The sequence below is a fragment of the Streptomyces sp. WMMB 322 genome (assembly GCF_900090145.1).
GTDB lineage: Bacteria > Actinomycetota > Actinomycetes > Streptomycetales > Streptomycetaceae > Streptomyces.
Map to the genome: position 1 here is coordinate 359,739 of NZ_FMHI01000003.1, position 23,072 is coordinate 382,810.

Annotated in this window: 24 protein-coding genes; 10 read left to right on the top strand and 14 right to left on the bottom strand. The window is 70.7% G+C overall.

The window, feature by feature from the left end; genetic code table 11:
• Positions 1-156: 156 nt before the first annotated feature.
• A complete protein-coding gene (locus tag H180DRAFT_RS07440; protein WP_055485162.1) occupies positions 157-624 on the top strand; it encodes a hypothetical protein in 468 nt (155 codons plus the stop codon).
• Positions 625-1,077: 453 nt separating this feature from the next.
• Here H180DRAFT_RS07440 and H180DRAFT_RS07445 read toward each other — a convergent pair whose 3' ends face one another.
• The 6 genes from H180DRAFT_RS07445 to clpS all read right to left on the bottom strand — a co-directional run bounded on the left by H180DRAFT_RS07445 (position 1,078) and on the right by clpS (position 4,429).
• The gene (locus H180DRAFT_RS07445; protein ID WP_055485163.1) at positions 1,078-2,028 is read right to left on the bottom strand and encodes a PLP-dependent cysteine synthase family protein; all 951 of its coding nucleotides are present in this window, start codon (positions 2,026-2,028) and stop codon (positions 1,078-1,080) included.
• Positions 2,028-2,330 (bottom strand): MoaD/ThiS family protein, encoded by a 303-nt coding sequence (locus tag H180DRAFT_RS07450; protein ID WP_055485164.1) that lies wholly within the window; start codon positions 2,328-2,330, stop codon positions 2,028-2,030. Before H180DRAFT_RS07450 ends, H180DRAFT_RS07445 begins: the two co-directional genes overlap by 1 nt.
• A gap of 131 nt (positions 2,331-2,461) precedes the next feature.
• Positions 2,462-2,593, bottom strand: coding sequence for a putative leader peptide (locus tag H180DRAFT_RS07455; RefSeq protein ID WP_368073112.1), 132 nt, complete (start codon positions 2,591-2,593; stop codon positions 2,462-2,464).
• Positions 2,594-2,723: 130 nt separating this feature from the next.
• Positions 2,724-3,161, bottom strand: coding sequence for a M67 family metallopeptidase (locus H180DRAFT_RS07460; protein WP_055485166.1), 438 nt, complete (start codon positions 3,159-3,161; stop codon positions 2,724-2,726).
• 276 nt (positions 3,162-3,437) lie between these two features.
• Positions 3,438-4,118 carry a DUF2017 domain-containing protein gene (locus H180DRAFT_RS07465; protein ID WP_055485167.1) on the bottom strand — a complete coding sequence of 227 codons (681 nt, stop codon included), beginning with the start codon at positions 4,116-4,118 and terminating at the stop codon, positions 3,438-3,440.
• On the bottom strand, positions 4,118-4,429 hold the full coding sequence (gene clpS / locus H180DRAFT_RS07470; RefSeq protein WP_055485168.1) for an ATP-dependent Clp protease adapter ClpS: 312 nt from the start codon (positions 4,427-4,429) through the stop codon (positions 4,118-4,120). The genes H180DRAFT_RS07465 and clpS overlap by 1 nt, the downstream gene beginning before the upstream one ends.
• 130 nt (positions 4,430-4,559) lie before the next feature.
• Here clpS and H180DRAFT_RS07475 point away from each other — a divergent pair, with 130 nt between their 5' ends.
• The gene (locus H180DRAFT_RS07475; RefSeq protein WP_055485169.1) at positions 4,560-5,888 is read left to right on the top strand and encodes a nicotinate phosphoribosyltransferase; all 1,329 of its coding nucleotides are present in this window, start codon (positions 4,560-4,562) and stop codon (positions 5,886-5,888) included.
• Between the two features lie 87 nt (positions 5,889-5,975).
• The gene (locus tag H180DRAFT_RS07480; RefSeq protein ID WP_055485170.1) at positions 5,976-6,569 is read left to right on the top strand and encodes a nicotinamidase; all 594 of its coding nucleotides are present in this window, start codon (positions 5,976-5,978) and stop codon (positions 6,567-6,569) included.
• Between the two features lie 60 nt (positions 6,570-6,629).
• On the opposite strand, the gene H180DRAFT_RS30325 is transcribed toward H180DRAFT_RS07480, so the two are convergent.
• Positions 6,630-6,956, bottom strand: a complete 327-nt coding sequence (locus H180DRAFT_RS30325; RefSeq protein ID WP_107097600.1) for a hypothetical protein — start codon at positions 6,954-6,956, stop codon at positions 6,630-6,632.
• A gap of 333 nt (positions 6,957-7,289) precedes the next feature.
• Positions 7,290-9,671, bottom strand: a complete 2,382-nt coding sequence (locus H180DRAFT_RS07490; RefSeq protein ID WP_079099916.1) for an immune inhibitor A domain-containing protein — start codon at positions 9,669-9,671, stop codon at positions 7,290-7,292.
• A gap of 310 nt (positions 9,672-9,981) precedes the next feature.
• Here H180DRAFT_RS07490 and H180DRAFT_RS07495 point away from each other — a divergent pair, with 310 nt between their 5' ends.
• Complete coding sequence (locus H180DRAFT_RS07495; protein WP_055485172.1) at positions 9,982-10,299, top strand: hypothetical protein; 318 nt, start codon at positions 9,982-9,984, stop codon at positions 10,297-10,299.
• Between the two features lie 87 nt (positions 10,300-10,386).
• Here the strand turns inward: H180DRAFT_RS07495 and H180DRAFT_RS07500 are convergent, their stop codons facing one another.
• Together H180DRAFT_RS07500 and H180DRAFT_RS07505 are read right to left on the bottom strand one after the other, a co-directional pair.
• Complete coding sequence (locus tag H180DRAFT_RS07500) at positions 10,387-11,076, bottom strand: RDD family protein (RefSeq protein WP_055485173.1); 690 nt, start codon at positions 11,074-11,076, stop codon at positions 10,387-10,389.
• A 216-nt stretch (positions 11,077-11,292) separates the two neighbouring features.
• A complete protein-coding gene (locus tag H180DRAFT_RS07505; RefSeq protein ID WP_055485174.1) occupies positions 11,293-12,996 on the bottom strand; it encodes an RDD family protein in 1,704 nt (567 codons plus the stop codon).
• Between the two features lie 265 nt (positions 12,997-13,261).
• On the opposite strand from H180DRAFT_RS07505, the gene H180DRAFT_RS07510 reads away from it, so the two are divergent.
• Entirely contained in the window at positions 13,262-13,738 is a 477-nt protein-coding gene (locus tag H180DRAFT_RS07510; protein ID WP_055485175.1) for an SsgA family sporulation/cell division regulator, read from the top strand.
• Positions 13,739-13,972: 234 nt separating this feature from the next.
• On the opposite strand, the gene H180DRAFT_RS07515 is transcribed toward H180DRAFT_RS07510, so the two are convergent.
• On the bottom strand, positions 13,973-15,340 hold the full coding sequence (locus tag H180DRAFT_RS07515) for an FAD-binding oxidoreductase (protein WP_055485176.1): 1,368 nt from the start codon (positions 15,338-15,340) through the stop codon (positions 13,973-13,975).
• Positions 15,341-15,561: 221 nt separating this feature from the next.
• Positions 15,562-16,704: a 4-hydroxyphenylpyruvate dioxygenase gene (hppD, locus tag H180DRAFT_RS07520; protein WP_055485177.1), complete on the bottom strand. Its 1,143-nt coding sequence runs from the start codon at positions 16,702-16,704 to the stop codon at positions 15,562-15,564.
• Between the two features lie 134 nt (positions 16,705-16,838).
• Here hppD and H180DRAFT_RS07525 point away from each other — a divergent pair, with 134 nt between their 5' ends.
• From H180DRAFT_RS07525 to H180DRAFT_RS07545, 5 genes are all read left to right on the top strand, one after another.
• Positions 16,839-17,324, top strand: coding sequence for an Lrp/AsnC family transcriptional regulator (locus H180DRAFT_RS07525; RefSeq protein ID WP_055485178.1), 486 nt, complete (start codon positions 16,839-16,841; stop codon positions 17,322-17,324).
• Between the two features lie 129 nt (positions 17,325-17,453).
• Positions 17,454-18,101 carry an ABC transporter permease gene (locus H180DRAFT_RS07530; RefSeq protein WP_055485179.1) on the top strand — a complete coding sequence of 216 codons (648 nt, stop codon included), beginning with the start codon at positions 17,454-17,456 and terminating at the stop codon, positions 18,099-18,101.
• 127 nt (positions 18,102-18,228) lie between these two features.
• Positions 18,229-19,425, top strand: a complete 1,197-nt coding sequence (locus H180DRAFT_RS07535; RefSeq protein ID WP_055485300.1) for an ABC transporter ATP-binding protein — start codon at positions 18,229-18,231, stop codon at positions 19,423-19,425.
• Positions 19,422-20,333, top strand: a complete 912-nt coding sequence (locus tag H180DRAFT_RS07540) for an ABC transporter permease (protein WP_079099918.1) — start codon at positions 19,422-19,424, stop codon at positions 20,331-20,333. Before H180DRAFT_RS07535 ends, H180DRAFT_RS07540 begins: the two co-directional genes overlap by 4 nt.
• A 107-nt stretch (positions 20,334-20,440) precedes the next feature.
• Positions 20,441-21,331 carry a glycine betaine ABC transporter substrate-binding protein gene (locus tag H180DRAFT_RS07545; RefSeq protein ID WP_254665927.1) on the top strand — a complete coding sequence of 297 codons (891 nt, stop codon included), beginning with the start codon at positions 20,441-20,443 and terminating at the stop codon, positions 21,329-21,331.
• A 25-nt stretch (positions 21,332-21,356) separates the two neighbouring features.
• Here H180DRAFT_RS07545 and H180DRAFT_RS07550 read toward each other — a convergent pair whose 3' ends face one another.
• On the bottom strand, positions 21,357-22,145 hold the full coding sequence (locus H180DRAFT_RS07550; RefSeq protein ID WP_107097601.1) for a S16 family serine protease: 789 nt from the start codon (positions 22,143-22,145) through the stop codon (positions 21,357-21,359).
• Positions 22,146-22,311: 166 nt separating this feature from the next.
• Positions 22,312-22,956: an IclR family transcriptional regulator gene (locus H180DRAFT_RS07555; RefSeq protein WP_055485181.1), complete on the bottom strand. Its 645-nt coding sequence runs from the start codon at positions 22,954-22,956 to the stop codon at positions 22,312-22,314.
• Positions 22,957-23,072 lie beyond the last annotated feature (116 nt).

Sequence of the window (23,072 nt, forward strand, 5' to 3'; positions counted from 1 at the left end):
TGACCTCCGTTGGCGGCTGTGGGGTTTTCCGAGCGTAAGCCGCACGGTGCCGCCTTTGGACTCAAGAGCGCGCTGGTGTGGGCGGAATCACCAGCGCGGGGTACGGTCGGCAATCTGTGCGGTGCTGCCGTGCGCGGTCCGGGAGGCGAGGCGGGCGTGGACACTTGGTGGTGGCTGGCGCTGGGTGCCGTCGTGGCCCTGTCACTTGTGGCGGCGCTGATCGACGGGGGCGCGCGGCTCGCCCGTCCCGTCGGCCGGCTGCGCGGCGACCGGAACCGGCGGAACGTCTCGCTGCCCGACAGGGGACCGCGTCCCGGGGAGATCTGGTGGACGCGCGAGCCGCTCCTCGTCCTGGTCCTTGCGGTACGCATCGACAGCGCCCGGGTCGCACGGATCAGTGCGGAACGGCCTTCCCGCGATGGCGAGTACCGGCTGCCGGAGTCGTCCGGGGCGAAGCTGGCCCTGCCGCCGGGGACGGTCGCGGACGCCCCCGGCCGCGTGACCGCGCTGTGTACGGACGCCGATGCGGCATGGGACGTGGAACTGAGCGAGTTCGGACGGCGTGCGGGTGAGGTCGACCAGGACACCTGGGTGCAGGTGCGTCATCTCGCCGGTGAGGACTGACGCTCACGGCCGGAGCGGAACGGCCCCGGGTACCGCCCCGGGGGACCCGGACCGCGAACCGCACGACCACACGGACTGCGCGCGACGCGGGGGCACGGCGGCTGCGGGCGGCCTCACACGCCGCGCGCCGCGCACGAACTCACCCCTCCCCCGCCGGAGTTGACCGGCGGTGAGGCCCGGCGACCCGCCCGGGGCACGGGCCGCAACAGGGGGCGTCCGACGAACAGCGCCGTCCTCACCCGGGCGTCCGGCCGGGTGGTGCCGCGGCTTCCGCCTTGGTCCCCGGAAGCAGCCGGGGAGGGACCGGGCAGCTGCCCTGGAGGGCGTGTCCGCGAAGCGGTGTCGTCGCAGCGGGCTGCGCCGACCGACGACGCAGCGTGGGAGCACCCCCGGCCGAAGGCAGGGGGAATGCGTGCCAGGCCCCGCGGCCCGGACGGGACTTGCTGACGCTCCTCAGGCCCAGAGCTGGCCCTGGAGCGCCTCGACCGCCGCTTCGGTGGACTCCGCCGTGTAGATGCCGGTGGAGAGGTACTTCCAGCCTCCGTCGGCGACCACGAAGGCGATGTCGGCGCTCTCGCCCGCCCGTTGGGCCTTCCGCGCGACTCCGGCGGCGGCGTGCAGAGCGGCACCCGAGGAGACGCCCGCGAAGATGCCCTCCTCGGCGAGGAGTTCGCGCGTGCGGCGCACCGCGTCCTCCGAGCCGACGGAGAACCGCCCGGTGAGCACGGATTCGTCGTACAGCTCGGGCACGAATCCCTCGTCCAGGTTGCGCAGGCCGTAGACCAGGTCGTCGTAGCGCGGTTCGGCGGCGATGATCTCCACGCCGGGGCGCTGTTCGCGCAGATAACGGCCGGCGCCCATCAGCGTGCCGGTGGTGCCCAGGCCCGCCACGAAGTGGGTGATGGACGGCAGGTCGGCGAGGATCTCGGGGCCGGTGGAGGCGTAGTGGGCCGCGGAGTTGGCGGGGTTGCCGTACTGGTAGAGCATCACCCAGTCCGGGTTCTGCTCAGCGAGTTCCTTGGCCACGCGCACGGCGGTGTTCGAACCTCCGGCCGCCGGCGAGGAGATGATCTCGGCACCCCACATGCCGAGCAACTGGCGCCGCTCCTCACTGGTGTTCTCCGGCATCACGCACACGATGCGGTAGCCCTTGAGGCGAGCCGCCATCGCGAGCGAGATGCCGGTGTTGCCGGAGGTGGGCTCCAGGATGGTGCAGCCGGGCGTCAACCGGCCTTCCTTCTCGGCCTGTTCGACCATGTAGAGCGCCGGCCGGTCCTTCACGGAGCCCGTCGGGTTGCGGTCCTCCAGCTTCGCCCAGATGCGTACGTCCTCCGACGGCGAGAGCCGCGGGAGCCGTACCAGCGGGGTGTCGCCGACCGCGTCGACGGGGGAGTCGTAGCGCATCAGCGGGTTCCCATGCGCACGGGGGCGCCCGATCCGCCCGCCACGGCGGGGAGGATCGTCACGTTGTCGCCGTCGCTGAGCTTCGTGCTGATGCCGTCGAGGAAGCGCACGTCCTCGTCGTTGAGGTAGACGTTCACGAAGCGGCGCAGTTCGCCGCCGTCGACGAGGCGGCCCTGGATGCCCGCGTGGCGGCTCTCCAGGTCGTCGAAGAGCTCCTTGAGCGTGTCGCCTTCCCCCGTGACCGACTTCTCGCCGTCGGTGTAGGTGCGGAGGATCGTCGGAATGCGGACCTCGATGGCCATGGAAGCTCCTGTGTGGAAGGTGGGCAGAGCGGTCTGTGCGGGCGGTGCGGGAGCACCTCGGGGTGCGGGATGCGCGGCGGTGCCGGTCGCTGTTGTCCGTGCAGGGCGGCCCGCTGCGGGCCGGGGCCGGATCAGACGCGGACGTGCGCGCGGCGCCGGGTCGCCCTCAGCGCGCTGGCGAGACGGCACAGATCGACGTGCAGGCGCCCGACGAGCAGCGTGCTCCGGAGCGTCGAGGAAGCTCTCACGTCGTGGACAACCATGGGCTCATCGTAACGATTCCCGGTGCGGTGACCCGATCCCCGTTCCGCCATGTGGACGGAACCGTCTCATATGACGCCGATTCGCCCGTGACCTGCGGGAATCACCCGGCTCTGGGCGCCCTCGGGGGCTTCACGCGGACTGCGCCTGCCCGTCCACGATCTCGACTTCCTCCTCGGTGACCTCGCCCTCCACGATGCGGAACGACCGGAAGGAGAAGGGTCCTTCGTCGTTGCCGCACTCGGCGGTGGAGACGAGAACGTAGTGGGCGCCGGGCTCGTTGGCGTAGCTGATGTCCGTGCGTGAGGGATACGCCTCGGTGGCGGTGTGCGAGTGGTAGATGACGACCGGCTCCTCGTCCCTGTCGTCCATCTCACGGTAGAGGCGCAGCAGGTCGCCCGAGTCGAACTCGTAGAACGTCGGCGAACGGGCCGCGTTCAGCATCGGGATGAAACGCTCCGGGCGGCCCTCCCCCGCGGGGCCCGCGATGACTCCGCACGCCTCGTCCGGGTGGTCCTTGCGGGCGTGAGCGACGATCTTGTCGTGCAGGTCCTGGGTGATGGTCAGCATGCCCGGAAGGATATGCGGGAGCCTCTTGCGCCCGGCCGGGGGCGTCGCACCGGGGACTTCGCGGGGCCGCGCCCGGGGCCGATACGGGGGCGGTACGGGGCCGGCGCCGGGTCGGTGCGGGGCCGGTCCTGCCCGTACGAACGCCGGCAGGGGCCCCTCCACGACGTCACGGCCGGTCTTCCCAGAAGAGTCGTCCTTCCAGGAAGAGCCGTCCCTCCGGGAAGAGCCGTCCCTCCGGGAAGAGCCGTCCCTCCGGGAAGACCGGCCGGACAGGCCCTACGGCAGCAGCGTCTCGACGAGCGTCTCCTGCAGCCCGCCCAGCCACAGGTAGGCCATCACCATGGGCTTGCGGGGGTCCTCGTCGGGCAGCGCGTACAGCTCGTTGCTGTCCTCGTCGTCGGTGACCTCGAGGCGCGTGCCGATGGCCAATCGCAGGTCGTTCAGCGCGCCCAGCCACTGCTTGGACTCCTCCGGCTTGAGCGTGAGCACCGCACCCGCGCTGCCCTCCGAGCCCTGGTGGGACTTCCCCCGGCCGCGCCGGGTAGACCCCACCCCGGACCCGGAGGCCGCAGGGGAAGGGTCGGGAGTGAGGGAGTCCAGGGCCCGGACCACGGCGAGCAGGTCCTCGCGCTTGCGGGCACGCAGGTCGTTCTCGGTGAAGCGGCGGAACTCGGCGGAGGCCCTGCGCTCCTCCGCGTCCTCCTCGCCGGGGACCGAATCCGGACCGTCGCCGTACGCGTCGGGGAAGAGCCTGGCCAGTGCCGGGTCGGAGGGCGGCTCGCTCGGCCCGTCCGTGAGGAGGGCGCTCAGCGGGTCGTCGGCGCCGTCGGCGGGCTCCTCGCCCGGGCCGATCAACTCCAGCAACTGGACGGCGAGGCTGCGCAGAATCGAGATCTCGACCTCGTCGAGGACGATGGCGGCGCCTCCGTCACCGGTCGCCTCGAAGTGGCCCGCCATCAGCGGTCCTGCTGGAGGGTCGCCCAGAGTCCGTAGCCGTGCATCGCCTGCACGTCGCGCTCCATCTCCTCGCGGCTGCCGGTCGAGACCACGGCCCGGCCCTTGTGGTGGACGTCCATCATCAGCTTCTTCGCCTTGTCCTTGGGGTAGCCGAAGTAGCTCTGGAAGACGTAGGTCACGTAGCTCATGAGGTTGACCGGATCGTTGTGCACGATCGTCGCCCACGGCACGTCGGGTTCGGGCACCTCGAGGGGCGCCTCGGCCGACTCGGGGCGTTCGATCTCGGTGGGGGCAACACTCACGGGTCCCATGCTGCCACTCACAGGTGCCGGGTGGCCAAACGGCCACAACCGATATCGTCAGACTGACGAAATGTGTTGTACGCTCAGTTCTTGCCCCGCCCCTCCCCCAGGGGCTCGCCGAAGCGAGGAGTCAGGAGCAGTGAACATGGCAGACAGGGGACTGCCGGTGGCCGTGCCGTCGACGGCGCTCTTCACCGATCAGTACGAACTCACCATGCTCCAGGCCGCGCTGCGCGCCGGAACGGCCGAACGGCGTTGCGTCTTCGAGGTGTTCGCGCGGCGGCTGCCCGAGGGCCGCAGGTACGGCGTCGTCGCGGGAACCGGCCGCGTGCTCGACGCCGTCGAGAACTTCCGGTTCGACGACCAGGTCCTCGGCTACCTGCGCGAGTGCCGCATAGTCGACGAACCCACCCTCGAATGGCTGGCCGGCTACCGCTTCAGCGGCGACATCCTCGGATACCCCGAGGGCGAGGTGTACTTCCCCGGCTCGCCCGTGATGCGGGTGGAGGGCAGCTTCGCGGAGAGCGTGCTGCTGGAGACGGTGATCCTCTCGATCCTCAACCACGACTCGGCGGTCGCCGCGGCCGCCTCCCGCATGGCCGTCGCCGCCGGCGGGCGTCCGCTGATGGAGATGGGCGCACGGCGCACCCACGAGCTGTCGGCCGTGGCCGCCTCCCGCGCCGCCTACCTCGGCGGCTTCGCCTCCACCTCCAACCTCGCAGCCGGCTTCCGCTACGACATCCCCACCGTCGGGACGAGCGCGCACTCCTTCACGCTCCTGCACGACAGCGAGCGCGACGCCTTCACCGCGCAGGTCGACTCGCTCGGCAGCGGCACGACCCTGCTCGTCGACACCTACGACGTCGCGGAAGCCGTGCGCAGCGCCGTCGAAATCGCCGGGCCCGGGCTGGGCGCGGTCAGGATCGACTCCGGCGACCTGCTGCTGCTCGCCCACCGGGTGCGCCACCAGCTGGACGAGCTGGGCGCGACGGGCACCAGGATCGTGGTCACCAGCGACCTGGACGAGTACGCCATCGCCTCGCTCGCCGCGGCACCGGTCGACGCCTACGGGGTCGGCACCCAGCTGGTGACCGGCAGCGGTCACCCGACCTGCGCGATGGTCTACAAGCTGGTCGCGCGCGCCGCGTCCGACGAACCGGACGCGCCGATGCTCCCCGTGGCGAAGAAGTCGATGGGCGGCAAGAGCTCGGCGGGGGGAGCCAAATGGGCGGCGCGCCGGCCCGACGAGAACGGCGTCGCGGCGGCGGAGGTCGTCGGCACCGGCCCCGTCCCCGGGGATCTGCGGGAGCATCAGCTCCAGGTGCGGCTCGTACGCGGCGGCGCGGCCGTCGCCCGCGAGCCGCTCGACAGCGCACGGGAGCGGCACACCCGTGCTCTCGCCGGGCTGCCGATGTCCGCCATGCAACTCTCACGCGGCGAGCCGGTGTTGCCGACGGAGGCCGTGTGACAGGTCTGCGTGGGACCTCCCACGGAGGCGGCGGATTCTCTAGGGTCGTGCCGACGCCCCGCCCACCTTCCCCGAAAGGCATCTCCAATGCACCGGGCACTGATCGTCGTAGACGTGCAGAACGACTTCTGTGAAGGGGGAAGCCTCGGGGTCAACGGCGGGTCGGACGTAGCCGCCGCCATCACCGATCTCGTGGGCGACGCCTCCGCCGGATACAGCCATGTGGTCGCCACCCGCGATCACCACATCGAACCGGGCGGCCACTTCGCCGACAACCCCGACTTCGAGCGCTCCTGGCCGCCGCACTGCGTCGCCGGCACCGAAGGCGTCGGATTCCACCCGAACTTCGCGCCCGCCGTCGCCGCCGGCGCGATCGAGGCGGTCTTCAGCAAGGGATCGTACTCCGCCGCCTACAGCGGCTTCGAGGGCTCCGACGAGAACGGCACACCGCTGGAGGAGTGGCTCCGGAGGCGGAACGTGGACCAGGTCGACGTGGTCGGCATCGCCACCGACCACTGCGTGCGCGCGACCGCGCTCGACGCGGCCTCCGCCGGCTTCGCCACCCAGGTCCTGCTGAACCTCACCGCCGGGGTCGCGCCCGCCACCACACAGAGCGCGCTCGACGAGATGCGCGACGCGGGGATCCGGCTGTCGGGCACACCGGTGCTGCGGGAGGCCTGAGCGCCGCTCCGCGCAGGGGCGGGCCCCAGGGGCTGCCCGCTGGACAGTGCCGGACAGTCCCTAACCCGTGCGCACCCGGTCCGAGGGCCGCAGCAGGGTCTCGATCGGGTGCCACGACTCACGGTCGTCGCCCGGCGTCGTGCGCCACACCAGCCCGTCGGGGTGGTGCAGCACGGCCGTGATCTCGTCGGCTGTCGGCGGCTCGGCGTTGCCCCGCAGGTAGACCGCCCGCATGCCCAGGTTCCGCAGCCTGGTCAGGGCGCGGGCCCGGTTGACGGAGTGGACGAGGACGCGCACGCGCGGCTCGTCGCCGTGCCGCCCGGCCGTGACGGCACGCACCGTGTGCGCCTCGTCGGCATGGGCGGACCAGCGCCGCCGCTCCGGCATGAGGCCGTCGTACGGACCGCCGCCGCGGCCCTGCCGCCCAGGACCCGGCTGCCGGCCTATTGCCGCCGCCTCCGGGCCCGCGTCGGAGCCTGCCCCCGTGGCCGGCTCCGCGTGCCTGGCTGCACGCTGGGCCGGGACCGGAATCGTGAGCGCGACGATCACGCTCCCGTCCGGCAGCTGGACGAATCCGCCTCCAGCCATGATCAAAAACACCCCCGCGAGAACTGTTCCGGTGGGCCTCCGCAGACACCCGTCACAGGCATCTAAACGCGATCGGCCGCCGCCCGCCAGGGGGGCAACGGCCGATCATGTTTTGACCTGCAACGATGCAAATTAATTTGTGGAAGGTCTCACCTGGACGGTGATCGTCTCACCGGAACGGGGTTGCTTCACGACCATGATCCGGGTGTTGGTGTCCGGCACCTTGACCCCCTGCGTGGGGTTCGATTCGTACCAGTACGTCCCCTTGTGATCGTCGAAGACTCGAACGCCCTTCTTCGACTTGATCTTGACGGCCTTGCCGTCGTTGTGAAGCGTGATCCCCTTTGTCGCATACTTTCCGAAGGTCGAATCGTAGGCCTGCATGCGGTTGCGCAGGGGCTTGCCGTCCGACCACTTCTCCGGCTTCGCGTGCGCGTCGACCGGCAGGATCAGGCCCGTGCCGGGGTGCGCCGAGACGTTGTTGTCCAGCTGAGAGGTGTCCCAGAGCCAGATGAGCAGCCCCTTCTCGTACGCGTAGCGCTCGACCCAGTCGGGCCGTGTCGAGACCCAACCGAAGTTGTACGGGCCGTAGTTGAGCGACTTGTCGTAGGAGACGTGGTTGCGGTTCTCAGCGATGTAGAACTGCGGGTAGGGCTTTGTGAAGGACTCCCCGATGCGCGAGAACCCCTTCGTCGCCCAGCCGTTGTCGTCGTCGCCCTCGGCGCCGTCCTCGAAGATTTTCTCGCCGTCCGCGGTGATGCTCAGAGCGTCCGCCGCGAACCCCTTCTGGGCGACCCCACCATCCGTCAGATAGCGGAAGCGAACATCGATCTTCTTGCCCGCGAAGTCGTCGAGGGGGTAGGAGAGATCGCGGTACGACTCCGACACACCGTGCAGCGCCGGCTGGTCGCTGCCGTCGCGCGGGATGGGCTCGCCGTCGGCCGTCCCGTCGATCGGCGTCCAGTTCTCGCCGCCGTCCTCGGAGACCTCGGTGTAGAGGTAGTCGTAGTTCTCCTCGATGTCCCACCAGCCCTGAAGGTCCAGCGACGCCTCGGACTTGCCCGTCAGATCGACGCTGCGGGTGAGGGTGTTGCGCAGATCGTCGCCGCTGCCGCTCCACCACTGCTTCTCGCCCTCGGCGGGCTTGGTGATGGTCGTCGTCACGTCCTTCTCGGGCAACTCGACGATCAGCGCCTGCTTGTTCTTCGTCTGGTACGAGTGCGTGCCCAGCTTGTGCCGCGACTTGGTGGCCGCCTTGGCCGTGTCGTAGTCCAGCCAGCCCAGTTGCAGCTTGTCCCACGCGTTCATGTCGCCGGCCGAGTCGCCGATGGCGTCCTTGCCCTTGTTGAGCCAGGAGCCCACGGACATGATCGACCAGAAGCCGACCGAGTTCTCGCCGCCGCCGCTGGTGTCGTAGTGGTCGGGCAGACCCAGGTCGTGGCCGTACTCGTGGACGAAGACGCCGAGTCCGCCGTTCTCCGGCTGCGCGGTGTAGTCGCCGACCCAGATACCGCTGTCGCCGATCTGGGTGCCGCCGGCCTTGTTCTCCTCCGGACCGGTCTTGCCCGCGTCGCTGCCGTACGCGTACCAGCGGTGCGCCCAGATGGCGTCCTCGCCCTGCGCTCCGCCGCCCGCCGACTCGTCCTCACCGGCGTGCACGAACTGGAAGTGGTCGATGTAGCCGTCGGACTCGTTGAAGTCGCCGTCCTCGTCGAAGTCGTAGCGGTCCCACTTGTCGTACTCAGCCAGCTGCGCCTTGATCTCCGCGTCGCTCCTGCCGGCTGCCTTCTGCTCCTCCACCCACTTCTCGACGCCGTCCCGGATCGCGTCCCACACGGTCGGGCAGTTGCTGGAACCGCAGTAGTTGGAGCCGTAACGGGCCTCGTTGTAGTCGACCTTGACCCAGTCGGAGACGGTGCCCTCGACGGAGTAGCGGCCGGAGGACTGCTTCTCGAAGTAGCTCTTGACCGAGTCCTCGGTCTTGTCGGAGAAGTACGTCTTCTGGAAGTGCTCCCTGTTGAAGTCCTTCTTCCAGAAGGTGGAGTTGTCCTTCTTGCGGTCGGGCGCGGGGATCTTGTTGTGCAGAGGGCCCGGATCGCCGCCGTACTTGTCGTCGATCTTGTCGCCGAACTCGACGAGGATGGTGAAGATCTTGTCCGTCTTCTCGCGCGCCAGCTCCACGTACTTGCCGTCGTCGAGCTTGACGACCTCGGAGCCCTTGCGCTGGACGGGCTTGGCGTCACCCTGTGCCAGCTTCTGCAGCGCCGCCTGACGCTGCTCGTTCCGCTCCTTGTCGAACGGACCCTTGAGGTTGTCCTTGCTGTGCCCGTCCTGGCTCCCCCCGGGTGCCCCGGGCTGTGCTGCCGCGGACTGCGGCGCCGGATGTGCCCCGGGCGCCGGTATCTGCTGAGCCTGCGCCGCACTTGCGGGTATCAGTGCGGTTGCGCCGAGGGCCGCGACGGCTGTTGTCAGCGCCGCCACTCTGGATCTTTTGGATCTCCGTCTGCCGTTCACCTCTGAGGTGCCCTCCCCTGTGGAGTGTCATGGGACAGGAGGTATTGGACAGCAGAGGGGAGAGAAAAGACAGACCTGATGCGTACATTCGTGCTGGGTAAGCAAGCTTCCGCGGCCGTCCGCCAGTTGGGACGTTCAAAGGCCGTGCGACCGTGCGCCCCCTGTGCGACTTCGACGTGGGTCAGGTCACGCTTACCGTGGTGTTCGTCCGGGAATCCCGGACCGTAGAGTCGTTCGACGGGCACCGCGTGCCTCCGTACGGCTAGACCGACGGCCCCTCCCGACACGTCTTCTGAGGACGGATCACGCCATGCCGCGTCCGACCCCCGCACAGCTCGCATACGGTTCGGTCACCGTCATCTGCTCGACCCTCGCGATGCTCCTGCTCTCCCGGACCCAGTCGGGGCCCGGAGTCGCGCTGATCGCGGTCGTCGCACTGGCGGTCGGTGTACTGGTGGCACTCACGACTCCGGGGGTGCAGACGGTCCGGCGGGTGCGTACACGCTCGCAGGCACGCGCGGTCGCGCTGCGGGCCCGGACCTCCCCGCCCTCCCGCATCCACGCACGGCACGACGCCGCCGCGGCGCGGGCCGCGAGGCGGGTGGCGGAGCCTTCCCTGCGGTCCTGACCCGGGCAGCCGGACCTCGGCGTTCCGGCCGGCGAAGGCCGGCCGCCGCGCCCGCGGCACGCAGCGCACGGCCCGTCGTTCCGCGCTTCACACGGGGCGATCGGCGTCCACGACCACCGTCCTGGCCGCCTTGTCGTGCAGGCACTGCCGGTACGGCTTGTCCCACGTGCAGAAGAGCACGTTCACGAGCCAGAAGATGAAGCCGATGCAGGGCACCAGCGGCGGCACGTGGTAGACCGCAGAACGCAGCCACCCCGGCACTCCGCTCGGCACCGTTCCGTCGGCGAGCACGGCGACCCTGATCCCCACCACCTTCTTGCCCAGCGTCTGCCCGGACTGAGTGAGCATCAGCCCCTCGTAGACCAGATAGACGACTGTGTAGACGAGTTGCTGACTCGCCGTACGACCGCTGTCGTCCGGGTTCCACCACCCTTGCGCGAATCCCATGACGACGAAGACGGGGATGCCGACGATGAGCGCGTCGATGATCCGCGCGAGAAGCCGCCTGCCGCGGGACGCCAGGGGCGCCATACCCTCCAGGGGGTCGGCTGCTCCCGTCATGTCGCCGTACGGGTTGGAGGCGTACGGACCGCCGCCGTACGGGCCTCCCGTGCCGCCTCCGTACGGGTCTCCCCCGGGGCTCTCGCCCCGGTCGCCGGGCGGCGGGGGCGGACCGCCGTACGGACCCGCCGGATCGCCGTACCGGGGCGGCTCCTGCCCTTCGCCGGGCGGCTCCTGCTTGCGGAACGGGTCGTTGCCGGGCTGATCCGTACTCATGCGCCGAGTGGACCGCGCCCCGCTCCGCCTCGCACCCGGCGGGCGTCATCGGAGTGACCGGCGCGGCGACCGGGCGGGCACGGTGCACCGCAGGCCCGCGCCCGCACCTCCTCGGCGGCCGGTCCGGCTCCTTCGGAAGCCGGTCTCGCTCCGGGAGGGACCATGCTCGGAGGCGGGCCTCGCTCAGAGGCGGACCTTGCTGAGAGGGAGTCTCGCTCAGAGGCGGATCTCGCCCGAGTCCTTGGAGACGAAGGTGCCCGCCAGCTTGTCGTGCCAGCACTGACGCCAGGGGCGGTCGAAGAGGCACCACAGAACGTTGAGAATGCCGATCACCAGGAGCGACAGCACGCCGTACGTCAGCCAGCGCGTCAGGGCGCTGCCGAAGCCCGGCTTGTCCTGCTGCTCCATCGTCAGCACCCTCAGCCCGAACAGTTTCTTGCCCAGGGTGCGGCCCCAGCGCCCCGTGGGAAGCACCTCGTACAGCAGACCGAAGAGGAGCAGGGCACCGAGGACCAGGGCGAGATAACCGCCGGTCGTACCGTCGATCAGCCAGACCGTCCTGGTCTCGCCCGCATCCCGGACCGCCTGGATCTTCGCCTCGACATGGTCCACGGACGGGCCGATGAAGGGGAACGCGACGGCGGTTGCCACCACCCCGGTGAGCACACCGTCGACCACGCGGGCGCCCAGGCGCTTGCCCAGCGCGGCGGGACGCGCCTCCCGCTGCGCCTGCGCGAAGGGGTCGGCGGCCGGAGGACGCCAGGCCATCGCGGCCTCCGCGCCCGGAGCGGCATGCGCGTCGGGGCTGCCGCCGGGGGCGCCGCCTGCCAGGTCGTGCACCTGCTGGGCCCAGGACGGCTGCGCGGGCGCGGGCGCGGCGCCCTGGTGCGGTGCGCCCTGGTGCGGTGCGCCCTGATGCGGTGCGCCCTGATGCGGTGCGGCCTGATGCGGCACGGCCGGAGGGGCCTGGGGTGCCGCGCCCGGGGCGGGCGACTGCGGCTGCGCGGGCGAGCCCTGACCGGGAACTGAGGGAGGCTGCTGCGCGGCCGGCGACGGCGCGGCCGCGGAGGACGGCGTGTGCCCGCCGCCCGTGCCGTACTGCTGCACGTCCGCGCGGCGCAGCCCGACGGTGTGCTCGGGCACCTGCGCGCCGGCGGCGTAGCTGCCGGCGCCGCGCGCGTCCTGCGCCTCCTGCCTGAACGCCTCGGGGCTCATCGCCCGCATCTGGAAGGTGCCGTCCCGGGGAGGCGAGCCCGCGGCGTCCCCGCCGGCGGCGGGGGACGCGGGGGCACCGGGCGAAGCGGAACCGGGGGCGGCGGCCGCGGCGCTGTCCGTGCGGCCCTCCGGGCCCGTTTCACCGGCGGGCCGTCCCCAGCCCCCGCGAGGATCGGCGGCGGCGTCCGCGACGGCGGCCGTTCCCTCACCGCCCTCACGGCCCCACGAAATGCGCTCGTCGCTGCGGCCCGCGAGACCGCCCTGCTGCGCGGCGTCGGCCTGCCACGCCGACGCCGGTTCGGGGCGCTGCCCGTGGAGCCGGCTCGGATCGTCCCAGTCGATGGCCCCCGGGGCTGCGACCTCGCCGCGCGGGCGCACCTCGGGCAGATGCGCATCGTCGCCGGTGCGGGCGGCGGGCAACTGCGGCTCCGGGCCGGCGCCGCCGTCCGTCGCCTCGTCGAGGAAGACGGGGCCGGTCTCCTCCGCCGGCGCCGGCTCCTCCCGGGTGGGCGGGGCGACCGCCGACGACGCGGCGGCCGACGACGGCGGCGTGGGCATCGCCTCGCCCTCTTCGGGCTCGGGCCGGCTGGTGCCGGGCACCCACGAGGAGCCGTTCCAGTAGCGGATGTAGCCGGGGATGGACGGATCCGGATAGAAGCCGGGGGCAGGGCTTCCGCCGGCGGATCCTGAGAGGGGCGCGCTCATAGTGTCCAGGTCCCGTATCTGTTTCGACTGTTGTGTCGTCTTGTGACGTACGCACTCCGCGGTTGACCCGCGCGGCGCAACCGAGAAGCGTAGTGTCCACATCTACCAGACAGGGCCGACAACTTGCCCGCCCGTGCTGGACGCACCTGCCCACTCTGAGGAGAGAATGGCGCGAACACGCGTAACCGGCCACGGCCTGGGCCCTCTTCAGTGCACGCCAAGACAGGCTGCGCGACTGATCACAGGATCACGAAAGGGCGGTCCGATGAACCTCGTCGTCGAATGTGAACTCGAGATCAGGCTGGTGCTCTCGCCCGAGCACAGCCTTCCCGTACAGGCGCGTCTGACCTACCTCGCGGAGGACCCCTACGCCGCGCACATCGCCTTCCACGTGGGCGCGGGTGCGCCCGTCACCTGGACGTTCGCGAGGGAACTGCTCGTCGAGGGCGTCTTCCGCCCGTGCGGAGAGGGGGATGTCCGGGTGTGGCCCGCGAAGGTTCAGGGGCGTGACGTGATCTGTGTGGCGCTCTCCTCCCCCGACGGCGACGCCCTGCTGGAGACACCGTCCGGTGCCGTGTCCGACTGGCTGGAGCGCACGCTGCGGGCCGTGCCGGCGGGCAGCGAGAGCGAAGTGCTGGGCGTGGACGCCGGGTTGGCCGAACTGTTGCGGGCGGGGCACGCCGACGGGGTGTGCCTGACCGATCAGTCACCGTCCGACGAGGCAGGCGACGCCGAGATGTGAGGGTGAATTTCCCTCAGACTTTCACTCGATCCGACGAATGTGCGTCGAGCCTGAACATCCCACGCACGGTGGGGAGTTCGACGGATCGCATCGTCGACCGACAGGTCCGCCGCCCGGGAGCGCCGGCTGCACGCCGCCGGTCCGGAAGGAGCACGGCCGGTCCGGGCCGTGCGCCCGCTGCCCGTCCGTCCCCGTCCCGTACGCCTGTTGCCTTGCGTTGCGTGTCCGGGCGTCTCAGAAGAGCTTGCCGGGATTGAGCAGGCCCAGCGGGTCGAGGACCTTCTTGATGCCGCGCTGCATCTCCAGCCCCACCGGGCCGAGTTCGCGCGCCAGCCACTCCTTCTTGAGGACGCCCACGCCGTGTTCGCCGGTGATGGTGCCGCCCAGTTCGAGGCCGAGCGCCATGATGGCGTCGAACGCCTCGTGCGCGCGGCGCGTCTCGTCCTCGTCGTCCGGGTCGAAGCAGACGGTCGGGTGGGTGTTGCCGTCCCCCGCGTGCGCGCAGACGCCGATCGTCAGCCCGTACTTCTCGCTGATGGCGGCGGTGCCGTCCAGCATGTCGGCCAGCTTCGTCCGCGGCACGCAGACGTCGTCGATCAGGCTCGTGCCCGGGAGTGCCTCCAGCGCCCAGTGCACGCTGCGCCGCGCCTCGAGAAGCAGCTCCGACTCGGCGGGAGTCTCCGCCGGTACGACCTGGCTCGCGCCGGCAGCCTCGCACAGCTCGCCCACCGCTGCGAGGTCGGCGGCCGGGTCGTCCGTGTCGAACGCGGCGAACAGCAGTGCCTCGGTGGACTCCGGAAGTCCCATGTCCCTCAGGGCGTTGACGGCCCGCAGCGTCGTGCGGTCCATCAGTTCCATCAGCGAGGGGACGTGGCCGCACTCCATGATCCGGCCGACGGCGTCGCCCGCCGCGGCGGCGGAGGGGAACTCGGCGGCCAGCGCCAGCTGTCGGGGCGGCCGCGGCTTGAGTGCCAGCACGGCACGCACGACGACGCCGAGGCTGCCCTCGGAGCCGACGAACAGCCGCGTCATGTCGTAGCCGGCGACGCCCTTCGCCGTGCGGCGCCCCGTCGACATCAGCCGTCCGTCGGCCAGTACGACGTCGAGGCCGAGCACGTACTCCGCCGTCACCCCGTATTTCACGCAGCACAGACCGCCGGCTGCCGTGCCGATGTTGCCGCCGATCGTGCACTGCTCCCAGCTGCTGGGGTCCGGCGGGTAGTGCAGGCCGTGCTCGTTGACGGCTCGGGAGAGGGCCGCGTTGACGACGCCGGGCTCCACGACCGCGATGCGGTCGACCGGGTTGATCTCCAGGATGCGGTCCATGCGTATCAGGGACAGCACGATGCAGCCGTCGGAGGCGTTGGCCGCGCCCGACAGGCCGGTCCGGGCGCCCTGCGGCACGACGGGGACGCGCAGGGCGGTCGCCGTGCGCATCACGTGCTGCACCTCTTCGACGGTGCGGGGCAGCACCACGGCGGCCGGTGTGCCCGCGTCGCAGAAGTCGGCCATGTCACGGGAGTAGGAAGCGGTGACGTCGGGGTCGGTGACCACGGCGTCTTCGGGCAGGCCGTCCCTCAGCCGCTGGATCAACTCGCTCATCGACTCAGCGTCGCACCTGCCCGCACCGTCGGGAAGGCCGGGCTTCCGGAACCGGCACGGCGGCCGTCGCGTGTGCGGCCGGCCGCCGCGGACGCGCGCGACGCCGGGACGCGGCGGGCGCCCGTCCGGTCCACGTCCCGGTGCGTATCCGAGTCCAAGTCCCGGTGCCCGTCCCGGCGCGCGTCCCGGCAACCGGGGCCGCACCGGGACGCAGGCGCGGGTCAGAGGTTGCCGCGCCGCTCCTGCTCGCGCTCGATCGCCTCGAAGAGGGCCTTGAAGTTGCCCTTGCCGAAGCCCATGGAGCCGTGTCGCTCGATCATCTCGAAGAAGACGGTCGGACGGTCCTGGACCGGCTTGGTGAAGATCTGCAGCAGATAGCCGTCCTCGTCGCGGTCGGCGAGGATCTTCAGCTCGCGCAGCGTCTCCAGCGGCACCCGCGTCTCGCCGACCCACTCGCCGAGGGTGTCGTAGTAGGAGTCCGGGGTGTCCAGGAACTGCACGCCCGCGGCGCGCATCGCCCGTACGGTCGCGACGATGTCGTTCGTGGCGAGCGCGATGTGCTGGACGCCGGCGCCGCCGTAGAACTCCAGGTACTCGTCGATCTGCGACTTCTTCTTGGCCACCGCGGGCTCGTTGAGCGGGAACTTCACCTTCCGGTGGCCGTCGGCGACGACCTTCGACATCAGGGCGCTGTATTCGGTCGCGATGTCGTCGCCCACGAACTCCTTCATGTTCGTGAAGCCCATGACCTTGTTGTAGAAGGCCACCCACTCGTTCATTTTGCCGAGTTCGACGTTGCCCACGCAGTGGTCGATGGCCTGGAAGTTCCGCTTGCCCGGTTCGACGACGGGCGCGGCGGCCACGTACCCGGGCAGATAGGGGCCGGAGTAGCCGGAGCGCTCGACGAGGGTGTGCCGGGTCTTGCCGTACGTGGCGATGGCCGCCAGCACAACGGTGCCGTGCTCGTCCTTCTGCTCGTGGGGTTCGACGATGCCGGTGGCGCCCTGGGCGACCGCGTACTCGTACGCGGCACGCGCGTCCGGCACCTCGATGGCCAGGTCGATGACGCCGTCGCCGTGCGCCGCGACGTGGTCCGTCAGGAAGCGGCCCCAGTCGGTGACGGGCTTGACGACGGAGGTGAGGACGAAGCGGGCGCCGCCCGATTCGAGGACGTAACTGGCGGTCTCGCGGCTGCCGTTCTCCGGTCCGGAGTAGGCGACGAGCTTCATGCCGAACGCCGTCGAGTAGTAGTGGGCCGCCTGCTTGGCGTTGCCGACGGCGAAGACGACCGCGTCCATCCCCTTCACCGGGAAGGGGTCCGCCTGCCTGGCAGTGTCGGGGGCTGCGTGGGTGGTCTCAGTCATGCACCAAGGCTCCCCCCGTTCCACAAGGTGCGCAATACTTCCCGTATTCACTGGACACCTTGACCAGTGTGACCGGCCTACCGCCGGACGATCTGTACAAGATGCTCAGAAGTCCGGCCACTGAGAGGAAGCCCGTGGGTATCGACCGGCTCGATGGACGACTGCTCGAACTCCTCGCGGACGAGCCCAGGATCGGCGTGCTGGAGGCGTCCCGGCGGCTCGGCGTCGCCCGCGGCACCGTGCAGGCACGGCTCGAACGCCTCCAGGCCAGCGGAGTGATCCGCGGCTTCGGCCCCGACGTGGACCCGGCGGCGATCGGCTACCCCGTCACCGCTTTCGCCACCCTGGAGATCAAACAGGGCCAGGGCGCCGACGTGCGCGCCCACTTGGACTCCGTACCGGAAGTGCTGGAGCTGCATACGACGACGGGTCACGGGGATATGCTCTGCCGCCTCGTCGCACGGTCCAACGCGGACCTGCAGCGGGTGATCGACCGCGTGGTGGGCTTCGAGGGCATCGTGCGGGCCTCGACGGCCATCGTCATGGAGAACCCGGTGCCGCTGCGCATCGTCCCGCTGGTCCGTCAGGCGGCAGGCGGAGACGGGGAGCCGGTGACGTGAGGAACCCGTGACCGGTGCGTCATTCCGGCTTCGCCGGGCAGAAGAGGTCGCGGCACAACAGGGCGAGCCCGCGCGTGAGCGGCGGGCAGGAACGGACGGAGCGGCTTTGAAGAGGCGAGGGACGCCGGGATGAGCTTCTGGGAGTATCTCGGCAACCGGCACATCCAGTTGCTCGCGGACTCGTTCCAGCACGCGAGCGCCGTGTTCCAGTGCATCGTGGTCGCGACCCTCCTGGGGGTCGCGATCGGTGTGCTGACCTACCGCAGCGAATGGGCCGGCGACGTGGCCACCACCACCGGGTCCACGATCCTGACGGTGCCGTCGCTGGCGCTGATCGGTCTGCTGATCCCCCTCGTCGGGCTCGGGGTGGCGCCCACCGTCACCGCGCTGACGCTGTACGGGCTGCTGCCCATCGTCCGCAACACGATCGTCGGGCTCCGCGGGGTCGACCCCGCGCTGGTCGACGCGGCACGCGGCATCGGAATGTCACGCACGAGGCAGCTGCTGAGGGTCGAACTGCCGCTCGCCTGGCCGCCGATCCTCACCGGCATCCGCGTCTCCACGCAGATGCTCATGGGCATCGCTGCGATCGCCGCCTTCGCCTCCGGCCCCGGGCTGGGCAACACCATCTTCCGCGGCGTGGCCTCTCTCGGCAGCGCCAACGCCCTCAACCAAGTGCTCGCCGGGACTCTCGGCATCGTCGTGCTCTCACTGCTCTTCGACGGCGCGTACGTCGTCGTCGGGCGACTGACCACCCCGAGGGGGATACGTGCCTGAGACATCCGCAGCATCCGGCTCCGGGACCACACCGCGCACGGACGGAGGCAGCGGGGCGGACCCCCAGGCAGGCGTCGCCCCGCAGCCGGGCGCAGCCGCCGCCGCTTCCGCCGCCAGCGGCGCGACCATCCGACTCGAGGGCCTCACCAAGCGCTACCCCGGCTCGTCGGTGCCCGCCGTGGACGACGTCAGCCTGGAGATCAAGGCCGGTGAGACCGTCGTCCTGGTCGGCCCCTCCGGGTGCGGCAAGTCCACGCTGCTGAAGATGATCAACCGGCTGATCGAGCCCACCTCGGGCCGCATCCGTATCGACGACGAGGACGTCACCGGTATCGACGCGGTGAAGCTCCGCCGCAAGATCGGCTATGCGATCCAGTCGTCCGGTCTCTTCCCGCACATGACGGTCGCGCAGAACATCGCCCAGGTGCCGAAGATGGCCGGCTGGCCCAAGGCGAAGATCAACGCGCGTGTCGAGGAGATGCTCGACCTCGTCGGGCTCGACCCCGCCGAGTTCCGCGGCCGCTACCCGCGCATGCTCTCCGGAGGGCAGCAGCAACGCGTCGGCGTCGCACGGGCGTTGGCCGCCGACCCGCCCGTGCTGCTGATGGACGAACCCTTCGGGGCCGTCGACCCCATAACCCGCGACCATCTGCAGGACGAACTCATCCGTCTCCAGCACGAGTTGCGCAAGACCATCGTCTTCGTCACCCACGACTTCGACGAGGCCATCAAGCTCGGCGACCGCATCGTCGTGCTGCGGGAACAGTCGCACATCGCCCAGTTCGACACCCCGGAAGCCATCCTCACCAACCCCGCCGACGACTTCGTCTCCGGTTTCGTCGGCGCCGGCGCGGCACTCAAGAGGCTCAACCTCACCCGCGTACGCGACGTGGAGATCGTCGACTTCCCCACCGCCACCGTCGAGGAACCCCTGGAGACGATCTCGGAGATGCTCGGCACCGGCACGACGAACGAGGTGCTGCTCCTCGACCCCAAGCAGCGCCCGTACAAGTGGCTGCGGCGCGGCGACCTCACCCACGCCAAGGGCTCGCTGGCCCGGGCGGGCACGCTCGTGAACGACACCGTCACCCGCGACGCGACGCTGCGCGACGCGCTGGAGGCGGTGCTCACCGACAGCGGCGGCCGCGTCGCGGTCACCGGCCGGCGCGGCGAGTACACGGGCGTCGTCGACCTCGAGACGCTGATGAACTGCGTCCACGAACTCCTCGACGCAGACCGGCTGGAGGCCATCGAGCACCGCCACAGCCTGAGCGAGACGCAGGCCAGGCGCACGTACGCTGCGCAGGAAGGCCTCACGTCGTGAGCGGAACGACCAACGGGACAACCGACGGCACGGCCGGCGCGGCGGCCACCGGAGCGGACCAGCAGCGCACGCCCGCACCGCAGGACCGGCCCGCGGACAAGGACCAACAGGCCGCGCACGGCGAGGAGCCGGCACCCGCGCCGGCCGCACACGGCGGGGAACGGCTCCGCGACAGGGTCACCTGGCAGAAGCTGACGATCCTGCCCGGCGTGCTCGCCCTCGTGCTGCTGGGCACCTGGCTGTGGTTCCGCGGCGCCGAACTCGACACGATCGCCCGCAACTCGCTCGCCGGCGGGAACGTCGCCCTCCGCCTGCGCCAGCACATCGAGATGACCGTCATCTCCACATTCTTCGTGCTGATCATCGCCATACCGCTGGGCATCGCCCTGACCCGTAAGAAGCTGCGCAGAGCCACACCCGTCGCCATGGCGGCCGCGAACCTGGGCCAGGCCGTCCCCTCCCTCGGGCTGCTGGTGCTGCTGGTGTTCTGGCTCAACATCGGCCAGACCACCGCCGTCGTCGGCATGGTCGTCTACGCCGTGCTGCCGGTGCTGGCCAACACCATCACCGGGCTGCGCAACATCGACCCCGCGCTGACGGAGGCCGCCAGAGGCATCGGGATGTCGCCGCTGGGAGTGCTGACGAAGGTCGAACTGCCCCTGGCCGTACCACTGATCCTCGCCGGCGTACGCAACGCCCTCGTCCTCAACGTCGGCACGGCGACGCTCGCCACCTTCATCGGCGGCGGCGGACTGGGCGACCTGATCTCCTCCGGCATCACCAACCAGCGCATGCCGGTGCTGATGCTCGGTTCGGTACTCACCGTCGCACTGGCGCTGCTGGTCGACTGGCTCGCCTCACTCGTCGAACTGCTGCTGCGCCCGCGCGGCTTGGAGGGATCGTCCTGATGCGCACCCCGCGCGCCTCACGCGCCCCGCGCACGCTCGCCGCCGGCCTGACGGCGCTCGCCCTCACCGGCACGCTCGGCGGCTGCGGCCTGGTCAGCGGCAGCCCGATGATCGACAGGGTCCGGCCCGGCACGGTGGGCGCCGGGCAGCCCCTCGAAGGGGCCCAACTGACCGTCACCTCGAAGGAGTTCACCGAACAGATCATCCTCGGCAAGATCATGGGGCTGATCTTCCGGGCCGCCGGCGCCGACGTCGTCGACCGCACCGCCGTCCAGGGCTCCATCGGCGCACGCTCGGCCGTCGAGACGGGCACCGCCGACGGCATGTACGAGTACACCGGCACGTCCTGGATCACCTACCTCGGCCACACCAAGCCGGTGCCGGACCCCGTCGAGCAGTGGAAGGCCGTACGCAAGGAGGACCGGGCCAACGGCGTCGAATGGCTGGAACCCTCCACCCTCGACAACACCTACGCCCTCGTCGTCAGCGACAAGCTCCAGAAGCGGTACGGCACCAGGACGCTTTCGGACGTCGCCGAACTGTCCCGCAAGAACCCCAATGCGGCCAGCATCTGCGTCGAGAACGAGTTCGCCTCCCGGCAGGACGGGCTGAAGGGCATGGCGAAGAAGTACGGCATGCGCTTCCCCACCGGACAGGTGCACAAGATGGCCGGCGGCGTCGTCTACACCCAGACCGCCCACGGCAAGCCGTGCGTCTTCGGCGCCATCGCCGCGACCGACGGCCGCATCCCCGCGCTGAAGCTGAAAATCCTCGAGGACGACAGGAAGTTCTTCCCGAACTACAACGTCGCGCCCGAGATGAACAGCGAGACGATGAAGAAGTACCCGGAGATCGCCGGGCTGCTCGCGCCCGTCACCAAGGCGCTGAACAACAAGACGGCACAGAAGCTGAACGCCAAGGTGGACGTGGACGGCCAGGACCCGCACGACGTCGCCAAGGACTGGCTCGTACGGAAGGGCTTCATCAAGGCGGGCTGAACCGGACGGCGTCCGGGGCCGCACATCAGCAACTCGGCACCCGGCCGCCGTCCCTGAGCGCGTCGAGCGCCTTCAAGGCGCCCGAGAGAGTCTCCACCGGCACCAGACGCAGACCCTTCGGCTGCTCCACCTTCGCATCGGCGCACTCGGCACGCGGCACGAGGAAGACGCTCGCCCCGTCGCGCTTGGCCGCCCTCGTCTTCAGCGGCACCCCGCCGACAGGCCCCACCTTGCCGTCCGCCTTGATCGTGCCCGTGCCCGCCACGACCCGGCCGCCGGTCAGGCCACCGCCCCGGCCGTCCCCGACGACCTTGTCGATGATGCCGAGCGAGAAGAACAACCCGGCACTCGGCCCGCCCACGTCCGCGAGGCGCAACGAAACCCGCACGTCCCGCGGCGACTTGCGCATCTGCCGCAGCGCGGCCTTCACCGCCGCGTTCTGCGACGAGCGCATCTCGTCCTGGTTGTGCTTCTCGACCTCCTTGAGGTTGTCACCCACCGGGTAGACCGCCTCGGCCGGCATCGCCGCCCTGTCCGTGCGGAACCAGTTCTCCACGACCTGCGGCAGCCGCACCGTCGCCCCGGGCGGCGTCGCGGCGATCGTCGTCATCAGCAGCTTGCCGTCGTCCGCTCCCGCTTCACCGCTCCCCGGGCCGGAAACCGTGATGACCGGCTTGTCCTTGCTGTCGCCGAGCACGTTCGCGGTGATGCCGGGCTGCGCCAGCACGAACGGCAGCGGCGCGAACGCCGCCACCGCGAACAGCGCGACAAGCGGCACGGCACATACGAGGAGGGTGCGCTGCCGCACCGACAGCCGGCGCGGGCGCAGACGCGCGCCGAGCCTGGAGAGCAGCGACGAAGACGGGGCGGGTGTGTTCACCCCGGCAACCTAACAACCGCGCCGGGGCACGCCCCACGCACGTGCGCCGGCCGCCGCCCGGCGGGCGAACGGAACACGGTGCCGGCCATGGGCCCGAGGGTCAGCGCAGCGCGTCGGCGACTTCCTGCGCCGCACGCACCACGCGCTCGCCCACCTGCGGCGGGACCGCGTCCGTCAGCATCACCACACCCACGCTGCCCTCGATGCCCGTCACACCCCGCACCGGAGCGGCGGCACCTCCGGCGCCGGCCTCCAGCTCGCCGTGCGTGAGGACGAACCCGGGGCCCAGCTCGCTGTCGGGACCACGCCCCGCGAGGATCGCGCGCCCCGCGGCGCCCTTGTCGAGAGGGTGGCGGAAACCGGTGCGGTAGGCGACGTGGTAATCCGTCCAGCTCGGCTCCACGACCGCCACCGCGAGGGCCTCCGAACCGTCGACCAGTGTCAGGTGCGCAGTGGCGCCGATCTCCTCGGCCAGGGACCGCAGCGCGGGCAGCGCCGCCTCCCGTACGAGCGGGTGCACCTGCCGCCCCAGCCGCAGCACCCCCAGCCCGACGCGGGCACGTCCGCCCAGGTCACGGCGTACGAGGGCGTGCTGCTCCAGCGTGGCGAGCAGCCTGTAGACGACGGTGCGGTTGACGCCGAGCTTGTTGGACAGCTCCGTCACGGTCAGACCGTGATCGGTGTCGGCGAGCAGTTTGAGGACACGCAGTCCCCGGTCGAGCGTCTGAGAGGTCTCCGCAGTCACGGCGCTCCTCATCGGGTCAGTGGGGGCGGCACCGGGTGGGGGCGTAGCGGTGGGGGGCTCAGCCGTGGCCGGGATCGCGCTGTGCGTTGAACCTAGCGACCCGCTCCGCTGACCGG

Coding starts and splice junctions, on each gene's coding strand:
- H180DRAFT_RS07460 (WP_055485166.1), bottom strand. CDS start 3,161: ATGCTGACCATCACCCAGGACCTGCACGACAAGATCGTCGCTCACGCC.
- H180DRAFT_RS07545 (WP_254665927.1), top strand. CDS start 20,441: ATGATCGACAGGGTCCGGCCCGGCACGGTGGGCGCCGGGCAGCCCCTC.
- H180DRAFT_RS07445 (WP_055485163.1), bottom strand. CDS start 2,028: ATGCGCTACGACTCCCCCGTCGACGCGGTCGGCGACACCCCGCTGGTA.
- H180DRAFT_RS07505 (WP_055485174.1), bottom strand. CDS start 12,996: ATGAGCGCGCCCCTCTCAGGATCCGCCGGCGGAAGCCCTGCCCCCGGC.
- H180DRAFT_RS07455 (WP_368073112.1), bottom strand. CDS start 2,593: ATGGTTGTCCACGACGTGAGAGCTTCCTCGACGCTCCGGAGCACGCTG.
- H180DRAFT_RS07465 (WP_055485167.1), bottom strand. CDS start 4,118: ATGGCGGGCCACTTCGAGGCGACCGGTGACGGAGGCGCCGCCATCGTC.
- H180DRAFT_RS07530 (WP_055485179.1), top strand. CDS start 17,454: ATGAGCTTCTGGGAGTATCTCGGCAACCGGCACATCCAGTTGCTCGCG.
- H180DRAFT_RS07510 (WP_055485175.1), top strand. CDS start 13,262: ATGAACCTCGTCGTCGAATGTGAACTCGAGATCAGGCTGGTGCTCTCG.
- clpS (WP_055485168.1), bottom strand. CDS start 4,429: ATGGGACCCGTGAGTGTTGCCCCCACCGAGATCGAACGCCCCGAGTCG.
- H180DRAFT_RS07495 (WP_055485172.1), top strand. CDS start 9,982: ATGCCGCGTCCGACCCCCGCACAGCTCGCATACGGTTCGGTCACCGTC.
- H180DRAFT_RS07515 (WP_055485176.1), bottom strand. CDS start 15,340: ATGAGCGAGTTGATCCAGCGGCTGAGGGACGGCCTGCCCGAAGACGCC.
- H180DRAFT_RS07500 (WP_055485173.1), bottom strand. CDS start 11,076: ATGAGTACGGATCAGCCCGGCAACGACCCGTTCCGCAAGCAGGAGCCG.
- H180DRAFT_RS07480 (WP_055485170.1), top strand. CDS start 5,976: ATGCACCGGGCACTGATCGTCGTAGACGTGCAGAACGACTTCTGTGAA.
- H180DRAFT_RS07450 (WP_055485164.1), bottom strand. CDS start 2,330: ATGGCCATCGAGGTCCGCATTCCGACGATCCTCCGCACCTACACCGAC.
- H180DRAFT_RS30325 (WP_107097600.1), bottom strand. CDS start 6,956: ATGCCGGAGCGGCGGCGCTGGTCCGCCCATGCCGACGAGGCGCACACG.
- hppD (WP_055485177.1), bottom strand. CDS start 16,704: ATGACTGAGACCACCCACGCAGCCCCCGACACTGCCAGGCAGGCGGAC.